Genomic DNA, 22,508 nt, shown 5'->3' with positions numbered 1-22,508 from the left:
CCGACCCTACTGACTGATGACTGATGACTGATGACTACATCATGCCCATGCCGCCCATGCCGCCCATGCCGCCCATGCCGCCCATGCCGCCCATGCCGCCCATGCCGCCCATGCCGCCCATGTCGCCCATGTCGCCCATGTCGCCGCCGGCTTTTTTCTTCTCGGGTTTTTCGACAATCACAGCTTCAGTTGTCAACACCATACCAGCAATGGAACCGGCATTCTGCAAAGCCGATCGCACTACCTTAGCCGGGTCAATAATCCCGGCGGCAATCATATCTTCGTACACGTCGGTGAGAGCATTGTAGCCAACGTTCAACTCGCTAGCCCGCACTCGCTCGATCGCGATCGAACCTTCAACGCCGGCATTATCAGCGATTTGACGCAAAGGTGCTTCCAAAGCTTTCGCAACCAAGTCAGCACCTATTTGCTCTTCAGCGTCTAAAGTATTTCTGATCGCATCTATCTTGGTAATCAGGTGAATCAGCGTCGTACCGCCTCCGGGAACGATACCTTCTTCCACAGCAGCTTTAGTAGCGTTGAGAGCATCTTCAATCCGCAGTTTGCGGTCTTTGAGCTCGGTTTCGGTAGCTGCGCCTACTTTAATTACAGCGATACCGCCAGCGAGTTTGGCAATCCGTTCGGTTAGCTTTTCGGTGTCGTAGTCGGAATCCGTGGCTGCTAGCTGCTTGCGGATTTGCTCGATCCTTTGTTCGACATCTGCTTTGTGTTCGTCGCCAGCGACAATGATGGTGTTTTCTTTGTCGATCGTAATTTTGCGGGCGGTACCGAGCATTTCTAGAGTTGCGGCATCAATGCTGAGTCCGACTTCTTCGGAAATCAGTTGACCGCCGGTGAGAACGGCGATATCTTGAAGCATAGCTTTGCGACGCTCGCCAAATCCAGGAGATTTGGTGGCTGCGATGTTCAATACGCCACGGGCTTTGTTGATCACCAAAGTTGCCAAAGCTTCGCCTTCAATATCTTCGGCGATAATGATCAGGGCTTGACCGGTGCGAGCGACTTTTTCGAGAATTGGGATTAGTTCTTGAATGGAGCTAATTTTTTTGTCTGTAATTAGGATACGAGCGTTTTCGTACTCAACTTCCATTCGATCGCTATTAGTGACGAAATACGGCGAAAGATATCCGCGATCGTACTGCATCCCTTCGACAACTTCCAATTCTGTGGTCAGAGATTTCGACTCTTCAACAGTAATTACGCCGTCTTTGGTGACTTTTTCCATTGCTTCAAAAATCATTTGACCAACTTCTTCGTCGTTACCGGCGGAGATAGTGGCGACCTGAGCAATGGCAGATCCTTCGACGGGTTTCGCCAATTTGGCGATTTCCAGCACCAAGTGGGCGATCGTTTTGTCTATACCCCGGCGTAGCGCTACAGGATTAGCACCGGCGGCGACATTCTTCAAACCTTCGCGAATCAGGGATTGAGCGATCACCGTGGCGGTTGTAGTGCCGTCACCTGCGATATCTTTAGTTTTGGAGGCGACTTCTTGAATTAAGCGAGCGCCGGCATTTTCCAGGGGGTCTTCGAGTTCGATGTCCCTAGCAACGGTGATACCGTCGTTAACGATTTGAGGAGCCCCGTATTTCTTTTCCAATAGGACGTTCCGGCCTTTCGGGCCCAAGGTGATGCGGACTGCATCGGCGAGTTGATTTACCCCGCGTTCTAGTGCCCGCCGAGATTTGTCGCTAAATGCAACTATTTTGGTCATGTTTGTCTCCTTTGGCTTACATTAGCAAATTTAGCACTCTCTGAGGCTGAGTGCTAAGCCGATCGATTTTTGATTGTAGCGTGCCCCAAGATTGTGGGGGGGTTGCAGGAACGGATTGGGGATTTGGACGATCGCTCCGGGCGGCCCAAAACCAGCCTTGGCCTAAGTCCCCCACAGATATCCTGTCCTCACAGATATCCTGTCCCCGCAGATATAATGTGGTTTGTGACATCTCGATCGGCTTTTGCTTCAACTCCAAACCCACTTTTGATAGCGAGTCATCCCAAAGCACAATTTTCATTCAAAAAATTCTTAACTTCCATCGGCGATCGTCTAGCTTAGGATAAAGCTTCCTTCTAGCTTCTTTTTACCTTGAGCGAAGCCTTTCATGTCTTCTTCCTAATGACAACTAACAACTGACAACTAAGAGCGCCCGCACGGGGCACCGCCCCTACCAACTAACAACTAACAACTGACAACTAACAACGGACAACTGACTTAAAATAATGGCTCGTTATTCTCGACTGCAAAAACTCGGCTCTTATATGCGCCCCCACTGGAAACCCACATTTTGGGGCATTTTTTCGCTATTAATTGTCAATGCTGTGGGCGTTTACATTCCCCTGCTGATTCGGAATTCAGTTGACACTCTCCAAGTTGCGACTAAATTTGACCAAGTTTTCAACTACGTGATCCTGATTCTGATCCTCGCCTCAATTATGTGGGTGATTCGGATGGTGTCGCGGATTTTGCTATTTGGCGTAGGGCGTCAAGTCGAATTTGACCTCAAACAGCAAATATTTAATCATTTATTAACATTAGAACCCTCTTATTTTGCAGCCAATACGGTAGGAGATTTAATTAACCGCGCTACTTCCGATTTAGACAATATTCGGCGCTTGGTGGGGTTTGCGGTGCTGAGTTTGGCGAATACGGCATTTGCCTATGCTTTGACTTTGCCGGTGATGTTGGGAATCGATGTACGCCTGACACTTTTTGCGATCGCCGTTTATCCTTTAATGCTGGTTTTGGTACAGTTATTTAGCGACAAACTTCGCATCCAGCAGTTAGACGTGCAAGAAGAACTATCGGCGATGAGCGACTTAATTCAAGAGGATATGAGCGGGATTTCCGTAATTAAAATCTACGCCCAAGAAGAAAACGAACGCCGCGCTTTTGGCTACCGCAACGCACAGTTGCTATCAGCAAACTTGGAATTAGCTAAAACTAGAAACTTTATTTTTCCGCTGCTGGGCGGTTTGGCAAGCATCAGTTTGCTGGTGCTGCTTTCTGCTGGTGGCGGAGCAATTGCCAAGGGCGACATTAGCATTGGCGATTTTGTAGCCTTGCTGATTTATGTCGAGCGTTTAGTGTTTCCGACAGCGCTGTTGGGTTTCACAATTACTGCTTACCAGCGGGGAGAAGTGAGTGTCGATCGCATCGAATCAATTTTGACTGTGGAACCACAAATTAAGGATGCTGTCGGTGCAATTGAAATGCCAACTCCAGTAATCGGCGAAATTGTAGCCAACAACTTAAATTATACGTATCCCGGCGCTAAAATACCAGCACTCAAAGATGTTGATTTTACCATAAAACCCGGGGAAACTGTCGCAATTGTTGGGGCGATCGGCTCGGGAAAATCAACCTTAGCCAATGCGCTACCGCGCTTGCTAGATATCGCTCCGGGTCAGTTATTTGTTGATGGAAAGGATATTACCGAAGTCAAATTGAAGGAATTGCGCGGGGCGATCGCCTACGTGCCCCAAGAAAGCTTTTTGTTCGGCACCACCATCAAGAATAACATCCGCTACGGCAATCCTTTAGCGGAACAGCCCGAGATTGAAGCAGCAGCAAAACAAGCACAAATTCACGCCGAAATCCTTAACTTTCCGCAGCAATACAAAACAGTTGTCGGCGAACGCGGCATCACCTTATCCGGCGGACAGCGACAGCGGACAGCATTAGCTAGGGCTTTGTTAGTTGACGCTCCAGTGCTAATTTTAGATGACGCACTTTCCAGCGTAGACAATCAAACGGCTACCGACATTTTACATAACTTAGCAACCGGAACCGATCGCAAAACAGTAATTTTCATCTCGCATCAGATGTCAGCCGCTGCTACCGCAGACCGCATTTTTGTGATGGAAAAAGGAGAAATAGTTCAAGTCGGCACTCACCAAGAATTAGTAGGACAAACAGGGCTTTATCAATATTTGTGGAAGCAGCAAAAACTAGAGGAATTACTGCACTAACCAAGGCGCTTCTAACCCGGTTTCTTTACAGTTCTAGCCTATAAATGGAATAGGCGGTGGCTCTTTGCGAGAGCTTTCTGTCAAAAAAATGATTTTTATTTTGGTTGAGAAACTCCTTTTTTGTCCGATTCCTTATTCAGAGTTTCTCGCCGGACTTCTTGAACTTTATCGACTTGAAAAATCAGGGTAAATTTTCGACCCATTTCTTTTTCGACAAATTTTTCTAAAAGCAGCACTTGTTTCGGGGTCAAAGGTTCGTTTGTGCGAACAATCAGACGAACTTCCGGCGGTTTCACCAACCAGCTAGTATCGCTTTCAATCAGTTCCACCCGTTGAAAAGTGATAGTTTTGTTGAGCAGCGCCCGCTTCAAACTAGCTTCTAATTGCGCTTGGTCGATCAATTCCGCAAAACTTACCCCCAAAGGAATCACAAGTATACCCGTCAATCCTAAAGCCCAAAAGAGGGCTTTACCAGCGCGATGCAGGGGCGTGTAGCCGGCAATTAAAAAGGTCATCATACAGGAAAGAGTAATTCCCAGCAAATTGGTCACATAGAGCAGGCTTGCTCCCAAACTCAGGGACCAGTTAGCTTGAGATAAGCCTAAACCTACAACACAAATTGGCGGCATCAGAGCCACGGCGATCGCAGTTCCCGCCAGAGTACCAGAAACTTTCGGCTGAATTTTGGCATAACCGCTAATTCCCCCAGCGGCGATCGCAATTCCCAAGTCTAGTAATGTAGGTTTAGAACGAGCTAAAACTTCGACCCCAAAATCGGGAATTTTGACCAAAACACCCAGCAACCAAGCCAAGAAAATTGCTAGCACCGTCCCCACTGCTAATGCACTTAAACTTTTGCGGAACAAAAGCAAATCGCCTTCTACCGCGGCAAATGCTAACCCCCGGATTGGCAACATCAGAGGCGCAACGATCATAGCACCGATAATCACTGCTGCACTATTAGAAATAAGTCCCAAGGTAGCGATTACACAGGAACCAAAAATTAAGACAAGATAGTTAATATCTAGGCTTGACTCTTCCAACAGTTCAAGCAGTATTTGATTTAACTGCTCTGAATCGATCCTCTTCCCGGTCAAAGATTTAAAACGCTTTCTAATATTTTTCAACACAATAGTCTCCTGAAGTATATGGCTGCTGCAGGTATGCAGGTGCGGTCAAAAAAATCACCATCCCAGCCCGCAACTCTTGGAGAGTATGGAACACAAAACCAATTGCGGCAGGATGATTAATACCGAGCATTTCAATAAAATAAGCTGTCACAAAAATAAACATTGTATGTTCAGGGGGGTTCTCCTGCCCACCCCACTCATTAGGGGATTTTTTTTGACATTCAATTTAAATGCCGCAACAGCTTACACTGCCTTGAATGACTCGATAACTATGCAATAGCGCGATCGACAAAAATTGAGCTACAATCAAAATATCTACTCAGCACAATCATACCGAATCATGTTCGCAGAAGCAAACGCCACACTTTGGCCCAGTCTCATTACTGTTTCAGCATTAATTCTCTACTTCATTGTTACCATCAACGTCGGCAGAGCCCGATTCAAACACAAAGTTTCTCCCCCGCAGATGACAGGAAACCCAGACTTTGAGCGGGTAGTGCGAGTTCAGCAAAATACCTTAGAGCAAATGATTTTATTTTTGCCCTCGCTGTGGCTGTTTTCGCAATTTATCAGCCCAATTTGGGCAGCAGGTATCGGCGCAGTTTGGATAGTTGGACGCATTTTGTTTGCTTGGGGTTACTATCAGGCTGCCGAAAAACGAGCAGCAGGATTTGGCATCAGTACATTAGCTACTTTAACTTTGCTGGGCGGTTCCTTAATTGGCATAATTCTGTCCCTGCTGAATATCAAAGTCGGCGGTTAAAAGATAGTGTCGGTCAATCAACAAGGGTTAAATCCCTCACCCATAAAAATGGCGGATATTGGCTCAATTTCTAATTTACCCCATAGCTGTTGACTCACAGAGGGCGATCGCAAATGCTTCGTTCTAGAATTGATTGGTCATACCCCCAACAAATTCGCCAACAGTCTCTGAAAACGGCCGCTACACTACACTAAGTCCGAACGGTGCGCCACAGACTCAATAAATAATCAAAGTTATGTTTAACTTTGATTTGGTGTCACCTATTCCCGGCATACTCGCCACACCTGACGCCCTAAATCTAATTTTTTCAATCACCTTCAGGAGTAAATATGTCAGAAACCAATAAACCCGTATTTCAAATTAGCCAGCAACTTTTTCAGCAGCTAGCAGAGTGGCAAGAAAAACTGCAAGTCGAAGATGAATTAGCACGCGAGTTAGAAGACGATCCACCAACAGAGGTAAAAACTCCTCCCGACAGTGATGAACAGCATTCTCAAACAAATAATTCCTAGCTTGTCCCTAGCAGCATCTTTGGCATTTCCGGGTGCTGTCTTAGCTCTACCGCTGACACCCAGCCAAATTCAGCAAGTTAATAGCGGTTTGTTTCCTTCTAATTCTCAAGATTTCTTTGAGCAAGGCAATCGCCAACTGGAAAGGGAAATTGCCATAATTTTGTGGCAAAACAATGCCACTTCTGCAGGCAATATTTTGGAGATTGATGAAAAATTGCTCTCTCATCTTTGCCGCGAAGATTTTCAAATCTCCGGGCAGCATTCTGATACAATCAGTTCTGCTGATTTTTCTAGTTTTAATGCACAAGTGAAAGAGATTTGTAGGGAAAATTAAAATCTAAATGAGGTAAAAATTAAAAGTTTCGTGTTAATGGATAAAGCAGCAATGACAAAATTGAAACTAGCAATGCTGGAAGCGGAAACGGTGGCTCAATTGGCGGCAATAATTATTGATTATACTCATGAGGAAATGATGCAAGTTTTTGGCGTTCTACAATGGGAAGAGCAGGCGAGAATTAAGGATATTTGGAAGACTGTTAGTTAAAGTAGATTGGTCTAAATCAGAGGTTTTAATTTTTAACCGCAGATGTAAGCTGATAGACGCAGATGAACGCAGATTTAATTTTGTTAGTGTTCGCTGTGTATAATAATTTTAATTTGTACACAGCGAACAATGACATATCTAAACTAGGCATTCGAGGCATAATTGGCGGAAACGATCGCCCCGCTGCTCGAAGTTTTGGTATTGATCGAAGCTGGCGCAAGCTGGCGAAAGCAGGACGACTTTAGCATTGTTCTGTTTGCCTAATTCTGCGGCTCTGGGCACTGCTCTTTCCATTGTTTCGACGATTTCCCAAGCATTATAATTTGCTTGTTCGAGCCGATCGGCAAAAATACCTGCCGCATCCCCAATTAGCAGCACTCCCACAGCTTTGGCCTTGATTGTATCGATCCAAGCGCGATCGTCACCTTCTTTGGGATCGCCCCCCGCAATCAAAATCGCCGGTGCGCTGACAGCAGCCAACCCGACTTGTGCCGCATCGTAATTAGTAGCTTTGCTGTCGTTGATGAAATCTATGCCTTCCCAAGTGCGGATGTGTTCGAGACGGTGCGACACTCCGGGGAATTTAGCAATGGCTTGGGCGATCGCACTTCGATCGAGTCCCGCCAAATTAGCCGCTGCCACCGCCATCAACAAATTTTGCAAATTGTGCTCTCCCACCATCCGCAAAGACGAAGTCGGCAGAATTTTTTCGCTTTGAGCAATTACCCAACCGTCTTCGATGTAGGCTCCAAAACTGCGTTTTCCCAACAATTCTTTTTCACCTTTAACACTCGTCCAACACGCATCCGGCCAAATGTCAACTCCTTGCTGCCGCAAACCAGGATCGTCGCCGTTAATGACTTGCAATTCCGACTTTTTCAGCAAATGCGCTTTAATGTTGTAGTAATTTTCTAAAGTTTTGTGGCGGCTGAGGTGATCCGGTGTTAAAGTCGTCAAAACTCCGATTCGCGGTGCTACAGACGGCGAGGATTCTATCTGATAGCTGCTGATTTCTGCGATTACCCAATCCGGCTGTTTTTCGGCCAGAGCTAATTCGCACGCAGCATAGCCAATATTGCCGCAAGCGGGAGCGTGAAGCCCTGCTTCTGCAAAAATAGCAGCAATTAAAGCAGTAGTTGTAGTTTTGCCGTTAGTGCCAGTAATTCCCACCCAAGGAGCTTTGAGATAGCGCCACGCCAACGCCATTTCTCCGATTGTTTCAATCCCTAACTCTCTGGCGCGCGCTAATGCTGGGCTGTCCCAGGGAACTCCCGGACTTACTACTATTAATTCTATCGATTTGTCTGGTTCAAAAGTTTTACCTAACTCAACTGCAATTCCTTCGCTGGCGAGTTCCTGTTGCTGTTCGAGCAAATTTGGGGACGATGAGCGATCGCTCAGCGTTACTTCCCATCCTTCGCGTTTTAGCAGTCTGGCGGCGGCATTCCCCGATTTTCCTAATCCAATAATGTGAGCTATCGGCATATGTTATGTGTGTGATGGAGCGAATTTCCCTGGTTTTGTAAGTTTATATCTTAACCTTTTGTTTGCCATGACTTATTGGCCGTTAGGCTTAATTTTTTAAGGAATGCGTCTCTCCAGTTCTTCTATCTTTTCTTCCAAGCGGACAATCTCTTTTGCTAGACAGCGAGCGTGATAGGATAATCAGCCTGAGAAAAAATACATTATAAAAAATAAGTATTGCACCTGCACTCCAAGGTCATGGTAGTATCTAAATACTATTAGATACACTATGAATACACTGAGCGCGAACACCCAGAACCGATTTGGGTTTTGCGCCATATAGCGAATAATTTCCCTGTTATTCATTGTTAATACCTTCCCTACTTTTGCAACTTTTGCAATGATATTTAAGTCAATTTTATCGAAGTCTAGATCCCCCTAAATCCCCCTTAAGAAGGGGGACTTTGAGAATACTCTTGTCCCACCCCCTACTCCCCTTCTTAAGGGGGCTAGGGGGGATCTAGACTCGACGATCAGCCAGATATACAGAGGGTTTTCTTCGGTTGACACCAATCGCTGGAGTGCCCGCCCTACAATTTTATTCTAACTTTTGACGATCGCCCCAAAGTCAGCCAACACCCGCGCGTGATTCCGCAGCAAACCCAATAAATTCAAGCGATTGCGCTTAATTTCCTCGTCAGAATCCATCACCAAAACGCTTTCTGGCCCGTCAAAAAAGTTGCTGACAGTCGGAGCAATTTCAGTCAAACTCTCTACTAATTGTTGGTAATTCCGAGTTTGTTTGGATAGCTCGGTTTGCGGCACTAACTGCACCACAGCATCGTAAAAAGCTTGTTCTGACGACTTTTGAAATAACTCTGGTTTCACCGCAGTTTTCGGTTCCAATTGTGTTTTATCCAAATCACCTTGAGCCGCCAAACGAGTTGAACGGTTGACTGTTTCGTAAATCAGATCCAATCTCTTGTCATTGCGGATTTGTTGCAAAAACAGCGCTCTTTCCAGCGCATCCAACAAATCTCTCAATGCTCGTTCGGTATATTCTGGGTCGTTTTCTCCCAAAACTGCATTCACCAAATCGTAATCTACGTGTTTTTCTTCTTGCAGCAAAGTCCGAACTCTTTGCAGGAAAAATTCGTATAATTGCGATAGCAACTCCCCCGGTGTTTCGGAACGCGTTACGGTAAATTCTGCTCCAACTTCTGCGATGATTTTGTGCAAATTGATAGGCAACTGAGCGGCCCAAATAATGTTAATTATGGCATTGGCAGCGCGGCGCAAAGCGAAGGGATCGGAGGAACCTGTCGGCAACATTCCCAAGCCGAAAATGCTGACTAATGTATCTAATTTGTCGGCTATTCCGACAATTTGACCTGTGAGAGTTTGTGGTAATTTGTCCCCCGCACCTTTGGGCAAATAATGTTCAAAAATCGCTGTGGCTACTGCTTCGGGTTCGCCGCTTGCTAAGGCGTATTTCTGCCCCATGATTCCTTGCATTTCGGGAAGTTCGTAAACCATTTGGGTAACGAGGTCGGCTTTGCAAAGTAAGGCTGCTCTTTCTACGCAAGCTTGCTCTTCCTCTGTGATTTGCAGTTGAGTGGCGATGAGGCTGGCAATCTTGCACAGCCGATCGACCTTAGCGCGCACTGTCCCCAAATCTTCCTGGAAAGTGACTGTTTCCAACTTCGGCAAATAATCCTCTAGAGGCTTTACCAAGTCTGCTTTGTAGAAAAACTCACCGTCGGCCAATCTCGCCCGCACGACTCGCTCGTTACCGGCGGCAATTATCGCCGATGCGGCAGGAGATCCGTTGGAAATTGTAACGAAACAGGGCAGAAGTTCGGGATAATCTGGGTTTTTGAGGATGGGGAAATAGCGCTGGTTTGTAACAATAATTGTGGTGATTACTTCCGGCGGCAATATCAAAAATTCTTCGTCAAATTTGCCTACTACTGCGTTCGGCCATTCTACTAAGTCGGTGACTTCTTCTAACAAGTCTTCGGTAATGTCCGCGTAACCGCCTTGTGTTGTGGCGGCGGCTTCTACTTGTGCTTGAATTTGAGTTTTGCGCCCTTTTCGATCGACTTCGACGCAAGCAGCCCGCAGACACCCGACATAATCTTCGGCTTGGGGAATCGAAACAGGCTGCGGATGTAACACCCGGTGTCCTTGGGAAATTCGATCGCTCTTGACTGTATCCGAACCGCTGACCAATTGGATCGGCAGTACAGTATCATCTAACAGCGCTACGATCGATCGAATCGGGCGAGGAAACTTCAAATCTCCGTCAGCCCACCGCATAAATCTTTTACCTTCCAACTTATTAATCCACTGCGGCACAAGTTCAACCAAAATATCCGCACTCAGCCGCCCCGGAATCTGTTTGAGCGCAAACACAAAATCGCCTTTATCCGTAGCCCGAACCGACAAAGCATCAATTTCTACGCCCTGCTTTTTGGCAAAACCTGCCGCTGCTTTTGTCGGTTTGCCATCTTTAAAAGCCGAACTCGCAGGCGGCCCTTTTACCTCTTCTTCTCTGTCTGATTGCTTAACTGGCAGTCCTTCGATTAGAACGGCCAAACGCCTCGGAGTAGCGTATACATTAATTGAGTTATTTGTCAAGGATTGTTCTGCCAGAGTTGCAGGCACGAGCCGTTCCCACTGGTGGGCGCTGCTAGCGACAAAAGATGCGGGCAATTCTTCGGTACCGAGTTCTAATAAAAAGTTAGGCATATTACATCGTTGGGTGTTTTGGTCAACGGGCAAGTGAACTACCGGTTCGATCGTGAAAAACTTACGGATCGCCAGTGAAAAAAAACCTGCAATTGATCTCGCGATCGTCCAATGACAGAATTATTTTACCCATGCACAAGTCCTAATTAAATCCAAAAAAGACTCAAAAAATCAGCATACCACGTAAAATCGGGGGTGAAAGATATTCAAGAGCAGCACATGACCTTGGCGGAAAGACTGGCACAAGACTGGAAGTTGCGACTCGAACAAGATTGCCGGGACGAGAGTTCTAGCACTCGCGAGAGTGTTGTCCGCTGGCTGTTGGGAGAGGGGCCAGAAAGATGGGACACTTTTGGTGCGGCTCAATTGAGCGTCGCCTCTGGGGCGATCGACTTTTTATATCGAATTTTGCTTTCTCGGTATCTGGGAGTACCGCCTGAAAAAGCTTACCGCAACTTGATCGGGCGGCTGGGCGGTTTGGTGGTGCTCCGGCAAAAAATCCAAGCGTGGGTTTCCCTGAGCCGCGACAGACAGCGGAGTGCGGTGGAGGTACTGCAAGAAGTGATTCAGGAAATGCTCAATTCCGATCGCTACCTGCAGCAGCAAGTCGCCTGGATTGCCGAATGCACAACAGACAAACGCCTGCGAAATGCTTTGCTGCTTGCGAGTACCGAAGAATACTGCTTGCGGCCGATCCGCAACCAGCCGCTGCTAGTGTACCGCTTCGTCAACTACCTGCGGCGTTCCCAGCGGGGCGGGTTGACGCAAGTCCCGGCGGGAGACTGGGTGCGGCTGGTGTCGGAACAAATTCTACCCGACGATACAGACGAACCGCTCAGCCTGCTAGACGAACAAGCGATGTCCGATTATCGAGAAAATCAAGCTTGGGAAGAGCGACAAGCGGGGCGGCAGATTGTCCAGCAAGAATTTGAGAATTACTTGGCGGCCCAAGTCGATCCGCTGGCTTCTCAGTGGCTGCGGCTTTACCTGCAAGGCCGTTCCCAAGAAGCCATTGCTGAGGCTTTAAAAGTTCCGGTGAAACAAATTTACCGCTTGCGAGAAAAAGTCAGTTACCACGCGATTCGAGTTTTTGCGGTCAAACAAGCACCGGAATTAGTCGCTAGCTGGCTGGAAACTTCGCTCCAAGAACACAGTTTGGGCTTGACTCCGACTCAGTGGCAGCAATATTTAGAAAACCTGACGCCGGTGCAGCGGCAGTTGGTAGAATCGCTTAAAGCAGGGAAGAGTGTCGAGAAAATTGCCTCTGAATTAAAGCTAAAAACTAATCAAGTCATCGGCGAGTGGAGCAAACTATATTTAGCAGCTCAATCCCTCCGCAACGAATAGATTTACAATTGGTTGCCGGCAATTCCTAATTCTTAATTGACGGTAGGATTTTGCAAAATGCTTGCTACTAATCGATTCCCGAACAGCTACAAAATCCTGCGATTTTTTCCCCGGAAAACTGCCAGGTCGCCCGTGGCGATCGGCTGGGGTAATATCGCTCCGGATTTCGTAGCTCAGGCGTAAAAATATCGATATCGTTACGCTCGCGGCGAACTCTTTGGGGTAAAATATGAGCAGCGCGATCGACTCGTCAGGATTCTTGAACCAATCCTCAATTTAGCCGTTGCCCGTCAATCCTCGGTTGGGGTGCATCTGTCAAACTTGCACGTTAATGGCGATCGTTCTGTAGTTGCCAGCCACTGGCTCAATCTCGCGCGAGCCATGATAGTTCGCCATCAGCGCTCCAGTCATCATCTACTAATTGTCAATCTTTCGGTAGATTTTGAGACGCCAACACACAAAGGAAAAAATTCTGGGACTAAAGATTTTTTTTGATACAAGCTTCCGCTTTCAGGGGACTGTCTCCTAGGGGGAACTTGCAGCGTTTAATTCTATAAATCAGCTTGTTGTGGCGCGCTCGATCGCGCTTGCGACTAAAGAACAGCCAATGGTACATACATCTTCAACAGACTCGGCGGCTACAATGGACTCCGATCGAATATTTCAACTAATCGACACAGTTGTCCCCTTTGAAGCTTGCCTTTACTATCAAGTTTTGCCTTTATCTCTAGAAGGCAATATATTTACATTGGGCGTAGTCGATGGGCAAGACAACTCCGCCTTGGACTACGTGCAGCGGATTTTAGCTTACATGAATTGCTCAGTCACAACCGAGCAAATTGCCTCGGAAACTCAGCGCTCAATGCTCTCAGCTTACTTGCTCCACGGCAGCCAAGTCACAGAACCGGGCCCAACAGAAACCGCAGCAATCCCAACACTCAAAAACCCCGCACCAGCAACTTCACACTCCGAATCAGAAACCCTACTGTCAGTCCCACAACCCTCCATTTCTCCTGGCGAGGAGTTTCAAACAGCCTCGGCAGCAACCGACACCTCAGCAGGCGCTGAAGTTGACCCGACGCCTGCCCCGATGCCTGTTTTGGATGTCGAACCCTTGCACTTGTCAAGCCCTGTCGAAGTTTTGGCAACTTTGCCAGCGCCCCAACTGCTGCAAGAATTGCTCGGTAGAGTGCTGCTAGACGGTATTGGCCGCCTGTTTTTTGAGCGACCTCAGTCGCAAGGCCGTATTCTTTGGAGTCAAGACGGCGTTTTGAAATCGATCGTCGAAGGTATCGATCCGGTGCTGTTTGAAGAAGTCATCGACGAGTTGAAGCGGCTGACGGATATGCCTGTTTCCCCCGTGGAACATCCGAAACAAGTCGAAGTTGAACGCATATATCAAAACACTCATTTGCTGTTGCGCTTGCGGGTAATGGCAGTAGGCGGCAAGGAAGAAGCCACGCTGCAAGTGCTGCGCGGGGCGGCTTTGAGGTTTTACCAGCAGCAGCAGTTGTCTAGTTTGAGTCGGGAGGCGCTGCAGCTGGCAAAAGAATTGCAGCGGAAAGTGAATCTAATGCGCGATCGAACTCGGCTTTCTCCTTTGCCTTTGGAAGGTTTACCCGCTTTGGAACAAGTTGTCAGAAATGTTGACGGTCAACTTGAAGCTTTGATGCACGAACAAAATCCCGAGGAGTTATAATTAGAAATAGTTGTAAGTTTTGAAATTTTTTTAACTCAAATCTAGCCAGGTCAAATAAATAACAATAATAATAATTAGGTTCGTAGTCAGGACTAAAGTCCTGACTCATCCAAATCTAAAGCAGGACTAAAGTCCTCACTACAAACCTTTGTGAGTGCAGTTGTGCGATCGCACGCAATATGATCAGTGCTCAAAAATATCCTTGTACTGCAACAAATCCAAAGTTACAAAAACCGACAAACTCTCAAAACATTGCCGTGCAATTTCCCAGCGTTCCTCTCGCTGCAACATCCCCGTCAACTTTTGTTTAGCGCTCAGCAAATAGCGGACATCATTCGCAGCGTAGCTCAGTTGCTCGTCTGAAAGACCATCAAAATTTCCCCAATCCGAACTTTGAGAAGTTTTGTTGAGTTCTACTTTTTCCAACTCTTGAATTAACTCTTTAAGTCCGTGTCTGTTGGTGTAAGTTCTCGCTAACTTGCTTGCTATTTTTGTGCAGAAAACAGGTGCAATGTCAATACTTAAATTGTAGCGCATTGTTGCCAAATCGAAGCGTGCAAAGTGAAACACTTTCTCAATATTCGGGACTTCCATTAACTTTTTTAAATTCGGCGCCGCCGTCTGGCCTTTAGCAATCCGCACCGCCGCAACTTTACCTCCGGCGTCGCACAACTGCACCAAACACAAGCGATCGCGCCACGGTAGCAAACCCATCGTTTCAGTATCAACGGCGATCGCCTCAGCCGTCAAATAATAAGATAACAGAGCATCGGAAATATCGCCATCGCACACTTGAAAATCTGCAAATTCCATTCTTGGTTACTTGTTAGTGGTTATTGGTTATTGGTTAGTGGTTAGTGGTTAGTGGTTAGTGGTAATCAGGAATCGGGAATTAGTAATTGGGAATTGGTAATTAGGCAATTTTCCCTCTTTCCCCCTCTCTCCCTCTCCCCCTCTTCCTTCATCTTATCGACTGCGGACAAAAAGCTGAGTAAAATAATACTCCCCTTTGGCATTTTTGGCAATCGCAATCCCAGTTAAATTAAATTGACTTTCGATATTCTTGCGGTGACCCTCACTTTTAATCCAACCCTCAACAGCATTGCGAACCGGGTCGCTGAAGCCCATATTATAAGCAACATTTTCAGCTACACTTTGATAGGGAACAGTAATTGCTTTCGCCCGCCCTTCAAACCCATCATGGCTAAATTTAACTTTCCCACTCGCCATATTTTCGCTGTGAATTCTGGCTATCTGACTAATTCGCGGATCGACAGTCAGCGGCGGCAACTTTTTCGAGGCTCGATATTGATTGATCTGTTGGTTGACAGCTTTTTCTAACTCAGCAATTGAACCAGAAGCAAAAGTTGTGTTCATCGAATTGGGTGGGGGAGATTGTGTAACAATCAGTTGGGAACAATTAGGTAAAATTGCTATAAATCCTAGTGATATGAAAACCAAAGATTTGTACATTACTTAGAACAATAAATAAACTGAATTGTTAGATTATGTCCGGTTAATCACCCTCTTAGTCCGCGGAGGCGGACTACCCTTCGGGAAGGCTAACACGTTTGTGTAAACCTGGTTTCAACCGCCGAGTTTTTATAACCGGACATAATCTTACCCATTCCTACAGAGCGATCGCCCGAAATTCCGGTAAACTAGATATTCAGAACCTTCGCCACAGTGTTCACATCTTTGTCACCGCGTCCCGAACAGTTGAGGACAATGCGCGGACTGCCAGTTAGCTGCGGACAAAGAGTCTCCAAATAGGCGATCGCGTGAGCAGTTTCCAAAGCCGGAATAATCCCCTCCAACTTCGACAATCGTTGAAAAGCATCCAAAGCTTGTTCATCAGTTACGCTATAATATTCAGCCCTGCCGGCATCCTTCAAATAACTGTGTTCCGGCCCCACGCCCGGATAATCCAAACCCGCACTAATCGAATGCGGCTCAATCACTTGACCCTCATTATCTTGCAGCAAATAACTCATCGCCCCGTGCAGAACACCCACACTTCCCTTAGTCAAAGTAGCAGCGTGTTTGTCCGTATCCACACCTTCGCCCGCCGCTTCAATACCAATCAATCTGATAGTTTCTTCCCCGACAAACTCGTGAAAAAGACCCATTGCATTAGAACCGCCGCCCACGCAAGCTAATAAAATATCCGGCAAACCATTCCATTTTTCTAGACACTGAGCGCGGGTTTCTTGACCGATCATTGCATGGAAATCGCGCACGATCATCGGGTAAGGATGCGGCCCCGCCACCGAACCGAGAATATAATGAGTAGTCTCCACATTAGTCACCCAATCGCGAATCGCTTCGGAAGTCGCATCTTTCAGCGTTCCCGTACCCGCCGCCACCGGGCGCACTTCCGCACCCATCAGCCGCATTCTAAACACATTTAAAGCCTGTCTTTCCATGTCGTGAACGCCCATGTAGACAACACATTCCAAACCAAAACGAGCGCAAACAGTAGCAGTAGCAACGCCGTGTTGGCCCGCACCAGTTTCAGCAATTACCCGCTGTTTTCCCATGCGTTTTGCGAGCAATGCTTGAGCTAAAGCGTTGTTAATTTTGTGAGCTCCAGTATGGTTTAAATCTTCGCGTTTGAGGTAAATTTGTGGGCCGGTACCGTCTGCTTTAGCATAATGCTCTGTGAGGCGTTCGGCAAAATATAAAGGGCTGGGGCGGCCGACATAATCTTTGAGCAATTGTTGAAGTTGCTGTTGAAATTCCGCTTCGCTGCGGTATTTGTGAAAAGCCGCTTCGAGCTCGAATAAAGCCGGCATCAGGGTTTCGGGGACATATTTGCCACCGAATTTGCCAAATCTGCCGAGGGAGTCGGGGCGTTGGGCGGTGGTGGTTTCAGTGGTGAGACGCAGGGGTGTGACTGTCACAGACTTTGTGGGGATAATGGGACAGATTTTATTATATCGAGTGGATGCGGCGATGGGCGATCGGGTGTGCAAATCGCTGAAAGGTCGATTCGGTCGTTTTCGATCATCTCCAAAATTGAGTATTTGAAGAAAATTTATGCTTTATACGTGATTTATACGGAATGGGTATATTCAGGAGTGAATATATTCAGCAGCGAAGTTAAGTGCATGTTGATCTCAAACATGAAATACAACATACAACTAAGCAAGGACAAATCATGAACTCTATTTCTATTCTGCTTCAACAAGGCTCACGAGGTCCCGAAGTCACCAAGCTACAAGAAGGTTTGAAAAATTTAAATTTTGATCCAGGTATCATTGATGGTATTTTTGGGCCAAAAACTAAGCAAGCTGTCATCAATTTCCAAAAGTCCCAAAAACTGGTTCCCGACGGCATAGTCGGCGATAAAACTTGGGCTCAACTAAATGCAGCGAACAATCCACGTTCTAATTTTCAGGTAGTTAACGTACAAGAATTCATCTCTTCTGAAGGCATTACAGCGACTAATCCAAAAGCCGTAGCGGCACAATTGTTTAGGGGGTTGGAAGATGAAGAAGGAAGAAGTTATGAAGAGATTTCAATTACATATTCCCGAGAAGGAACATCTGTAATTTTATACACCCGAATAGGCCTAGCTGACGATTCAGTCGGTGCAGTACGACAGCGCGTTGAATTAAAACGCTACCAAAATAAATGGGAAATTATTTGGGTCGGACGGCAATTTCAGTGTCAACCAGGTCGAGGACATCAAGAGTGGTCTGGCATTATTTGCTCCTAATCGGGTTTTATTCCCTCGATATATAGAAACGCTTCAATCAGTGCCAACGTTTCTATGAAGGTATCGGGTTTATACCCACTTACTGGTGAAACTAATTGATTAGAACCCCGACAACTTCTGCGAAGTCGGGGTTCTTTGCTTGCGCCCGATCGCACTTAACCAACTAAAATTAAATTCCCCACCCATCTCAAACCCGCGCTTCAACAGAATTATCCATCTCCATCTTCTCTTCCTGGACGCCCTCAGCGGTTCACTCCTCCAGAAACAACGGTAAACGATATAATTCAATTGAAACCGGGGAATGTACGATCGCCCTGATAGCCAGCCAGGGAATGAATTCCCTGTCGAGAGAGCTAAAGTCAGTTTTAACTGACTGCTAATATCAAGTACAATCTATGTACAACCAACCGCAAATCTCAGAGATTATATTCCCTGAAAACTTATCTAAATCAACCATTCTCAAACACATTCTACAGTCCTCATAGCGAGGACTTTAGCTATGAGGCAGGGAATTCATTCCCTGCCGAAATGCCGAACTCATCGGCTACCCAGCCTAACTCCAAACACCAAACTACTATGAGTACATCAAAACCCAAAAACTCCGATACCAATAACCAATCAGGAAAACGAATTGTTTACTCCGAATTTGGCAATGTTGACAACTCCGCGGCCCTCCAACGAGGAATACAAGAAATTCCCCCAAATCAACAAAACCTCAAAATCGAAGCATCCCGAAAAGGACGCGGCGGTAAAACAGTTACAGTCATCAGCGGATTCCAGGGAAAACCCGAAACATTAGCAGCTTTGACAAAGCAGCTAAAAGCCCAATGCGGTACTGGCGGAACAGTCAAGGAAAATGAAATCGAAATTCAAGGCGAACACAAGCAAAAACTGCTAGAAATTATCACAAAGTTAGGCTACAAAGCTAAAATTAGTGGAGGGTAAATTAGTCAATACTCATCAGTGTATGGGCGGGGCGGGTTTATGATATACTTAATTTTAAACATAGATGGTTGGTAAAACCCGCCGCTACATCGCGCAAATTATACGATCGCCAATCAACCAGAAATGATCTTACCAATTACCGCCAATTTTTAATGTACACTCGACCCTTAGCTCGTTTGATAGAACAATTGCAGCGCTTGCCCGGAGTCGGCCCAAAAACAGCACAGCGGCTGGCTTTGCATATTTTAAAACGACCGGAAGAAGACGTGCGAGCCCTAGCTCAATCTTTGATTGATGCCAAAAAACAAGTTGGTTTCTGCAACGTATGTTTTCACTTATCCGCTGAACCTGTTTGCGAAATTTGTCGCAACACCAACCGCGACAGTTATACGATTTGTGTAGTATCAGAATCCCGCGATGTAATCGCCTTAGAAAAAACGCGGGAATACATCGGTAAATATCATGTTGTCGGCGGCGTTATCTCGCCAATGGATGGAATTGGCCCGGAACAACTGAACATTCAACCGTTAGTGCGCCGCGTCAGCCAGCAAAAGATTGGTGAAGTTATTATTGCGATTAGTCCCAGCGTGGAAGGCGAAACTACTACTCTTTATATCGGTCATTTATTGAAACCTTTTACCAAAGTTACGCGGATAGCTTTTGGTTTGCCGATGGGGGGGGATTTGGAATATGCGGATGAGGTAACTTTGGCTCGTGCTTTGGAAGGAAGGAGGGAATTGGATTAGTTTTTTCAATATTATTCGGCGGTTGAAACCAGTCAACAGTTAACAGTCAACATTATTCCGCTACAACCGGAATTGATCTAATACCAATTTAATGTAAAGTTGCATATATCTCGATCCCCCTAAATCCCCCTTAACAAGGGGGACTTTGATCGGAATCTTGTTCCCCCCTTGTTAAGGGGGGCTAGGGGGGATCGGATTCGGGAGCAGCCTCATAAAAAATTGGTATAAAAAGTTAAACTAAGCAAAGTTACCGAGAGTGAAAAATCATGGCTAAGTTCGATCGACCTTTAAGCTACCCCACAACCCGCAAAACCGACGCATCTGACGACTTCCACGGCGTCCAAGTATCCGACCCCTACAGGTGGCTGGAAGACCCGGAATCAGAGGAAACTCAAGCCTGGGTGGAAGCCCAAAATGCAGTCACCTTCGGCTACCTCAGCCAAATCCCGGCGCGGGAAAAAATCAAACAGCGGCTGACTCAACTTTGGGATTACGAGAAATACGGCATACCTTTCAAAGAGGGCGATCGCTATTTTTACTACAAGAATGACGGGCTGCAAAATCAATCGGTACTTTATACTTTACCATCCCTAGACGGCGAAGCCAAAGTATTAATTGACCCCAACACACTATCAGAAGACGGAACCGTTGCTCTCAGCGGCATAGCTATCAGCGAAGACGGCAAACTAATGGCCTATGGTTTGTCAACTTCCGGCTCTGACTGGCAAGAATGGAAAGTCCGCGATGTGGAAACTGGCGAAGATTTATCCGACCATTTAAAGTGGCTGAAATTTTCGGGAGCATCCTGGACTCACGATAGTAAAGGCTTTTTTTACAGCCGCTACGATGAACCCAACGAAAAAACAAAACACGAAGATGTTAACTATTACCAAAAACTATTTTACCACAAGCTCGGAACTCCGCAATCGGAAGACATATTAATCTACGAACGACAGGATCAAAAAGAGTGGGGATTTAGCGGCGGTGTTACTGAAGATGGTCGCTACTTAATTGTAGCAGTTTGGCAGGGAACTGAAACTAAAAATTTGATTTTTTACAAGGATTTAACTGCACCGGAATCCAGCGTTGTCGAACTAATTAACGAATTCGAGGCTGAGTACAGTTTTATCGACAATGATGGGTCGCTTTTCTGGTTTCAAACAGATTTAAATGCTCCCCTGGGCCGCGTAATTGCGATCGACACCAACAACCCACCACCATCATCCCTCGCTAGCGGTGACAGTCAAGGGAAGTTCGCAGAAATTATTCCCGAAGCAGCCGAAACCCTTGGAGGTATTGGCATCCTCAACAATCAATTTGTCGCTTCCTATCTGAAAGACGCTTACACCCAGATTAAAATCTTCACCTTAGATGGCTGTTTCGTCCGAGAAATCGCCTTACCGGGAATCGGTTCGGCGGGAGGATTTGGCGGCAAGCGGCACGACACGGAAACCTTTTATGCTTACACCAGTTTTACTGCGCCAAACACGATTTACCGCTACAATATGGTGACAGATGAAAGTACAATTTACCGACAGCCCAAGGTAGATTTCAATCCCGAAGATTACGAGACAAAACAAGTATTTTACCCGAGCAAAGACGGTACCCACGTACCAATGTTTATCACGCACAAAAAAGGCTTGCATCTAGATGGTAACAACCCGACATACCTTTACGGTTACGGCGGTTTTAGCGTGTCGCTGACTCCGAGTTTTTCTGTTAGCAGAGTTGTTTGGTTGGAGATGGGCGGAGTTTATGTAACAGCTTGTTTGCGGGGCGGCGGCGAGTACGGCGAATCGTGGCACCAAGCTGGTACTAAGTTGAACAAACAAAATGTGTTTGACGATTTTATTAGCGCTGCGGAATGGTTGATCGAAAATAAGTATACCAAACCGGCTAAATTGGCGATCGCAGGCGGCAGCAACGGCGGTTTATTGGTGGGGGCTTGCATGACTCAGCGACCGGAATTGTTTGGTGCAGCATTGCCGGCAGTCGGCGTTATGGATATGTTGCGCTTCCACAAATTTACCATTGGCTGGGCCTGGACTTCGGAATACGGTTCGCCGGAAAATCCCGAAGAATTTCCGACAATTCACGGCTATTCTCCCCTGCACAATCTGAAACCTGGAACCGCTTATCCGGCGACAATGATTACAACTGCCGATCGCGACGACAGAGTAGTTCCGGCCCACAGTTTCAAGTTTGCTTCAGCTTTGCAAGAAACCCACGCCGGAGAAAAGCCGGTGTTAATTCGGATCGAAACCAAAGCGGGTCACGGCGGCGGCAAACCTACTGCTAAAGTCATTGAAGAATTAGCGGATGAATGGGCTTTTTTGGTGCGCGAACTGGATATTGACGCTTAGTAAGCCCCCTGATTTGCGGTTGCATTTCCTAGGCCGTGCAGCGCGCACGAGCACCGTCGGGCGCGCACTGCACGCAACATTTATCTCGTAGGAGTTTAAAATAATTTTTGACCGAAATAATCTGGGAACATCTCTGGCTGTGCAAAAAGCATTTTTTGTTTGAGTGCGATCGCCCATTCAAGCAAAACTGAGGATTAGTAAAAATTGTTAAGGATCGCGAATTAAATAATTTAGAAAAGTTGGTGGGAGGGGCGTCCCACCCGTCCTTTCGCCCATCCCACAATAACAATAAAGATTGTAAGTTATTTAATTATCCTAAGTCTGACTTTTCCTAACTTCTATTTCATCATATTAATTTTTGTATATTTGAGTGGTCGTTTTGACATTTTTTTGAGATCGCTTTTCTCAGTGAGTTTAGTGCCAATGTCAAGGGGCAACATTAGTCAATCGAATCTAAAATTAAAAATTTTACAATTCTCAAAAACAGATTTTTCAGTGAAATTACGGTGAAACTTAAGTAAAAAGTAACACTT

Annotated in this window: 21 protein-coding genes; 12 read left to right on the top strand and 9 right to left on the bottom strand. The window is 46.4% G+C overall.

Annotated features, from left to right (window positions below):
* Nucleotides 1-34 precede the first annotated feature (34 nt).
* Nucleotides 35-1,735, bottom strand: a complete 1,701-nt coding sequence (gene groL / locus IQ270_RS17930) for a chaperonin GroEL (protein ID WP_193974509.1) — start codon at nt 1,733-1,735, stop codon at nt 35-37.
* A gap of 16 nt (nt 1,736-1,751) precedes the next feature.
* Nucleotides 1,752-2,036: a hypothetical protein gene (locus IQ270_RS17925; protein WP_193974508.1), complete on the bottom strand. Its 285-nt coding sequence runs from the start codon at nt 2,034-2,036 to the stop codon at nt 1,752-1,754.
* A gap of 205 nt (nt 2,037-2,241) precedes the next feature.
* Between IQ270_RS17925 and IQ270_RS17920 the strand changes: the two genes are divergently transcribed.
* A complete protein-coding gene (locus tag IQ270_RS17920) occupies nt 2,242-3,990 on the top strand; it encodes an ABC transporter ATP-binding protein (protein ID WP_193974507.1) in 1,749 nt (582 codons plus the stop codon).
* 95 nt (nt 3,991-4,085) lie between these two features.
* Here IQ270_RS17920 and IQ270_RS17915 read toward each other — a convergent pair whose 3' ends face one another.
* Together IQ270_RS17915 and IQ270_RS17910 are read right to left on the bottom strand one after the other, a co-directional pair.
* Nucleotides 4,086-5,120 carry a DUF389 domain-containing protein gene (locus IQ270_RS17915; protein WP_193974506.1) on the bottom strand — a complete coding sequence of 345 codons (1,035 nt, stop codon included), beginning with the start codon at nt 5,118-5,120 and terminating at the stop codon, nt 4,086-4,088.
* Nucleotides 5,104-5,283 carry a hypothetical protein gene (locus tag IQ270_RS17910; protein ID WP_228056469.1) on the bottom strand — a complete coding sequence of 60 codons (180 nt, stop codon included), beginning with the start codon at nt 5,281-5,283 and terminating at the stop codon, nt 5,104-5,106. The genes IQ270_RS17915 and IQ270_RS17910 overlap by 17 nt, the downstream gene beginning before the upstream one ends.
* 177 nt (nt 5,284-5,460) lie before the next feature.
* Between IQ270_RS17910 and IQ270_RS17905 the strand changes: the two genes are divergently transcribed.
* The 4 genes from IQ270_RS17905 to IQ270_RS17890 all read left to right on the top strand — a co-directional run bounded on the left by IQ270_RS17905 (nt 5,461) and on the right by IQ270_RS17890 (nt 6,939).
* Complete coding sequence (locus IQ270_RS17905) at nt 5,461-5,883, top strand: MAPEG family protein (protein WP_193974504.1); 423 nt, start codon at nt 5,461-5,463, stop codon at nt 5,881-5,883.
* 329 nt (nt 5,884-6,212) lie between these two features.
* Complete coding sequence (locus tag IQ270_RS17900; RefSeq protein WP_193974503.1) at nt 6,213-6,395, top strand: hypothetical protein; 183 nt, start codon at nt 6,213-6,215, stop codon at nt 6,393-6,395.
* Nucleotides 6,364-6,729 carry a hypothetical protein gene (locus tag IQ270_RS17895; RefSeq protein WP_193974502.1) on the top strand — a complete coding sequence of 122 codons (366 nt, stop codon included), beginning with the start codon at nt 6,364-6,366 and terminating at the stop codon, nt 6,727-6,729. The genes IQ270_RS17900 and IQ270_RS17895 overlap by 32 nt, the downstream gene beginning before the upstream one ends.
* 51 nt (nt 6,730-6,780) lie before the next feature.
* Nucleotides 6,781-6,939, top strand: coding sequence for a hypothetical protein (locus IQ270_RS17890; protein WP_193974501.1), 159 nt, complete (start codon nt 6,781-6,783; stop codon nt 6,937-6,939).
* Nucleotides 6,940-7,077: 138 nt separating this feature from the next.
* Here IQ270_RS17890 and murD read toward each other — a convergent pair whose 3' ends face one another.
* Both murD and glyS read right to left on the bottom strand, forming a co-directional pair.
* The gene (murD, locus tag IQ270_RS17885; protein ID WP_193974500.1) at nt 7,078-8,424 is read right to left on the bottom strand and encodes a UDP-N-acetylmuramoyl-L-alanine--D-glutamate ligase; all 1,347 of its coding nucleotides are present in this window, start codon (nt 8,422-8,424) and stop codon (nt 7,078-7,080) included.
* Nucleotides 8,425-9,006: 582 nt separating this feature from the next.
* Nucleotides 9,007-11,154 (bottom strand): glycine--tRNA ligase subunit beta, encoded by a 2,148-nt coding sequence (gene glyS / locus IQ270_RS17880; protein WP_193974499.1) that lies wholly within the window; start codon nt 11,152-11,154, stop codon nt 9,007-9,009.
* A 219-nt stretch (nt 11,155-11,373) separates the two neighbouring features.
* Here glyS and IQ270_RS17875 point away from each other — a divergent pair, with 219 nt between their 5' ends.
* The 3 genes from IQ270_RS17875 (at nt 11,374) to IQ270_RS17870 (ending at nt 14,200) form a co-directional block, all read left to right on the top strand.
* On the top strand, nt 11,374-12,501 hold the full coding sequence (locus IQ270_RS17875; protein WP_193974510.1) for a HetZ-related protein 2: 1,128 nt from the start codon (nt 11,374-11,376) through the stop codon (nt 12,499-12,501).
* Between the two features lie 57 nt (nt 12,502-12,558).
* A complete protein-coding gene (locus IQ270_RS31970) occupies nt 12,559-12,684 on the top strand; it encodes a hypothetical protein (protein ID WP_255532460.1) in 126 nt (41 codons plus the stop codon).
* Nucleotides 12,685-13,108: 424 nt separating this feature from the next.
* A complete protein-coding gene (locus IQ270_RS17870; protein WP_193974498.1) occupies nt 13,109-14,200 on the top strand; it encodes a hypothetical protein in 1,092 nt (363 codons plus the stop codon).
* A gap of 183 nt (nt 14,201-14,383) precedes the next feature.
* Here the strand turns inward: IQ270_RS17870 and IQ270_RS17865 are convergent, their stop codons facing one another.
* The 3 genes from IQ270_RS17865 to trpB form a co-directional block, all read right to left on the bottom strand.
* Complete coding sequence (locus IQ270_RS17865) at nt 14,384-15,013, bottom strand: ribonuclease D (protein ID WP_193974497.1); 630 nt, start codon at nt 15,011-15,013, stop codon at nt 14,384-14,386.
* Between the two features lie 153 nt (nt 15,014-15,166).
* Entirely contained in the window at nt 15,167-15,577 is a 411-nt protein-coding gene (locus IQ270_RS17860; protein WP_339384215.1) for a CAP domain-containing protein, read from the bottom strand.
* A gap of 284 nt (nt 15,578-15,861) precedes the next feature.
* Nucleotides 15,862-17,103: a tryptophan synthase subunit beta gene (trpB, locus tag IQ270_RS17855; protein ID WP_193974495.1), complete on the bottom strand. Its 1,242-nt coding sequence runs from the start codon at nt 17,101-17,103 to the stop codon at nt 15,862-15,864.
* A 257-nt stretch (nt 17,104-17,360) separates the two neighbouring features.
* Here trpB and IQ270_RS17850 point away from each other — a divergent pair, with 257 nt between their 5' ends.
* The 4 genes from IQ270_RS17850 to IQ270_RS17835 all read left to right on the top strand — a co-directional run bounded on the left by IQ270_RS17850 (nt 17,361) and on the right by IQ270_RS17835 (nt 21,975).
* On the top strand, nt 17,361-17,921 hold the full coding sequence (locus IQ270_RS17850; RefSeq protein WP_193974494.1) for a peptidoglycan-binding protein: 561 nt from the start codon (nt 17,361-17,363) through the stop codon (nt 17,919-17,921).
* A 576-nt stretch (nt 17,922-18,497) separates the two neighbouring features.
* Complete coding sequence (locus tag IQ270_RS17845) at nt 18,498-18,866, top strand: translation initiation factor (protein ID WP_193974493.1); 369 nt, start codon at nt 18,498-18,500, stop codon at nt 18,864-18,866.
* A gap of 152 nt (nt 18,867-19,018) precedes the next feature.
* Nucleotides 19,019-19,612, top strand: a complete 594-nt coding sequence (gene recR / locus IQ270_RS17840) for a recombination mediator RecR (protein WP_193974492.1) — start codon at nt 19,019-19,021, stop codon at nt 19,610-19,612.
* 266 nt (nt 19,613-19,878) lie between these two features.
* Nucleotides 19,879-21,975, top strand: coding sequence for a prolyl oligopeptidase family protein (locus tag IQ270_RS17835; RefSeq protein WP_193974491.1), 2,097 nt, complete (start codon nt 19,879-19,881; stop codon nt 21,973-21,975).
* The last annotated feature ends 533 nt before the right edge of the window (nt 21,976-22,508 follow it).

Origin of the sequence: Microcoleus sp. LEGE 07076 (assembly GCF_015207455.1) — a bacterium.
Lineage (GTDB): Bacteria > Cyanobacteriota > Cyanobacteriia > Cyanobacteriales > Microcoleaceae > Microcoleus.
Note: the sequence above shows the minus strand (reverse complement) of the source record. Positions and strands in the feature narration are given on the sequence as shown.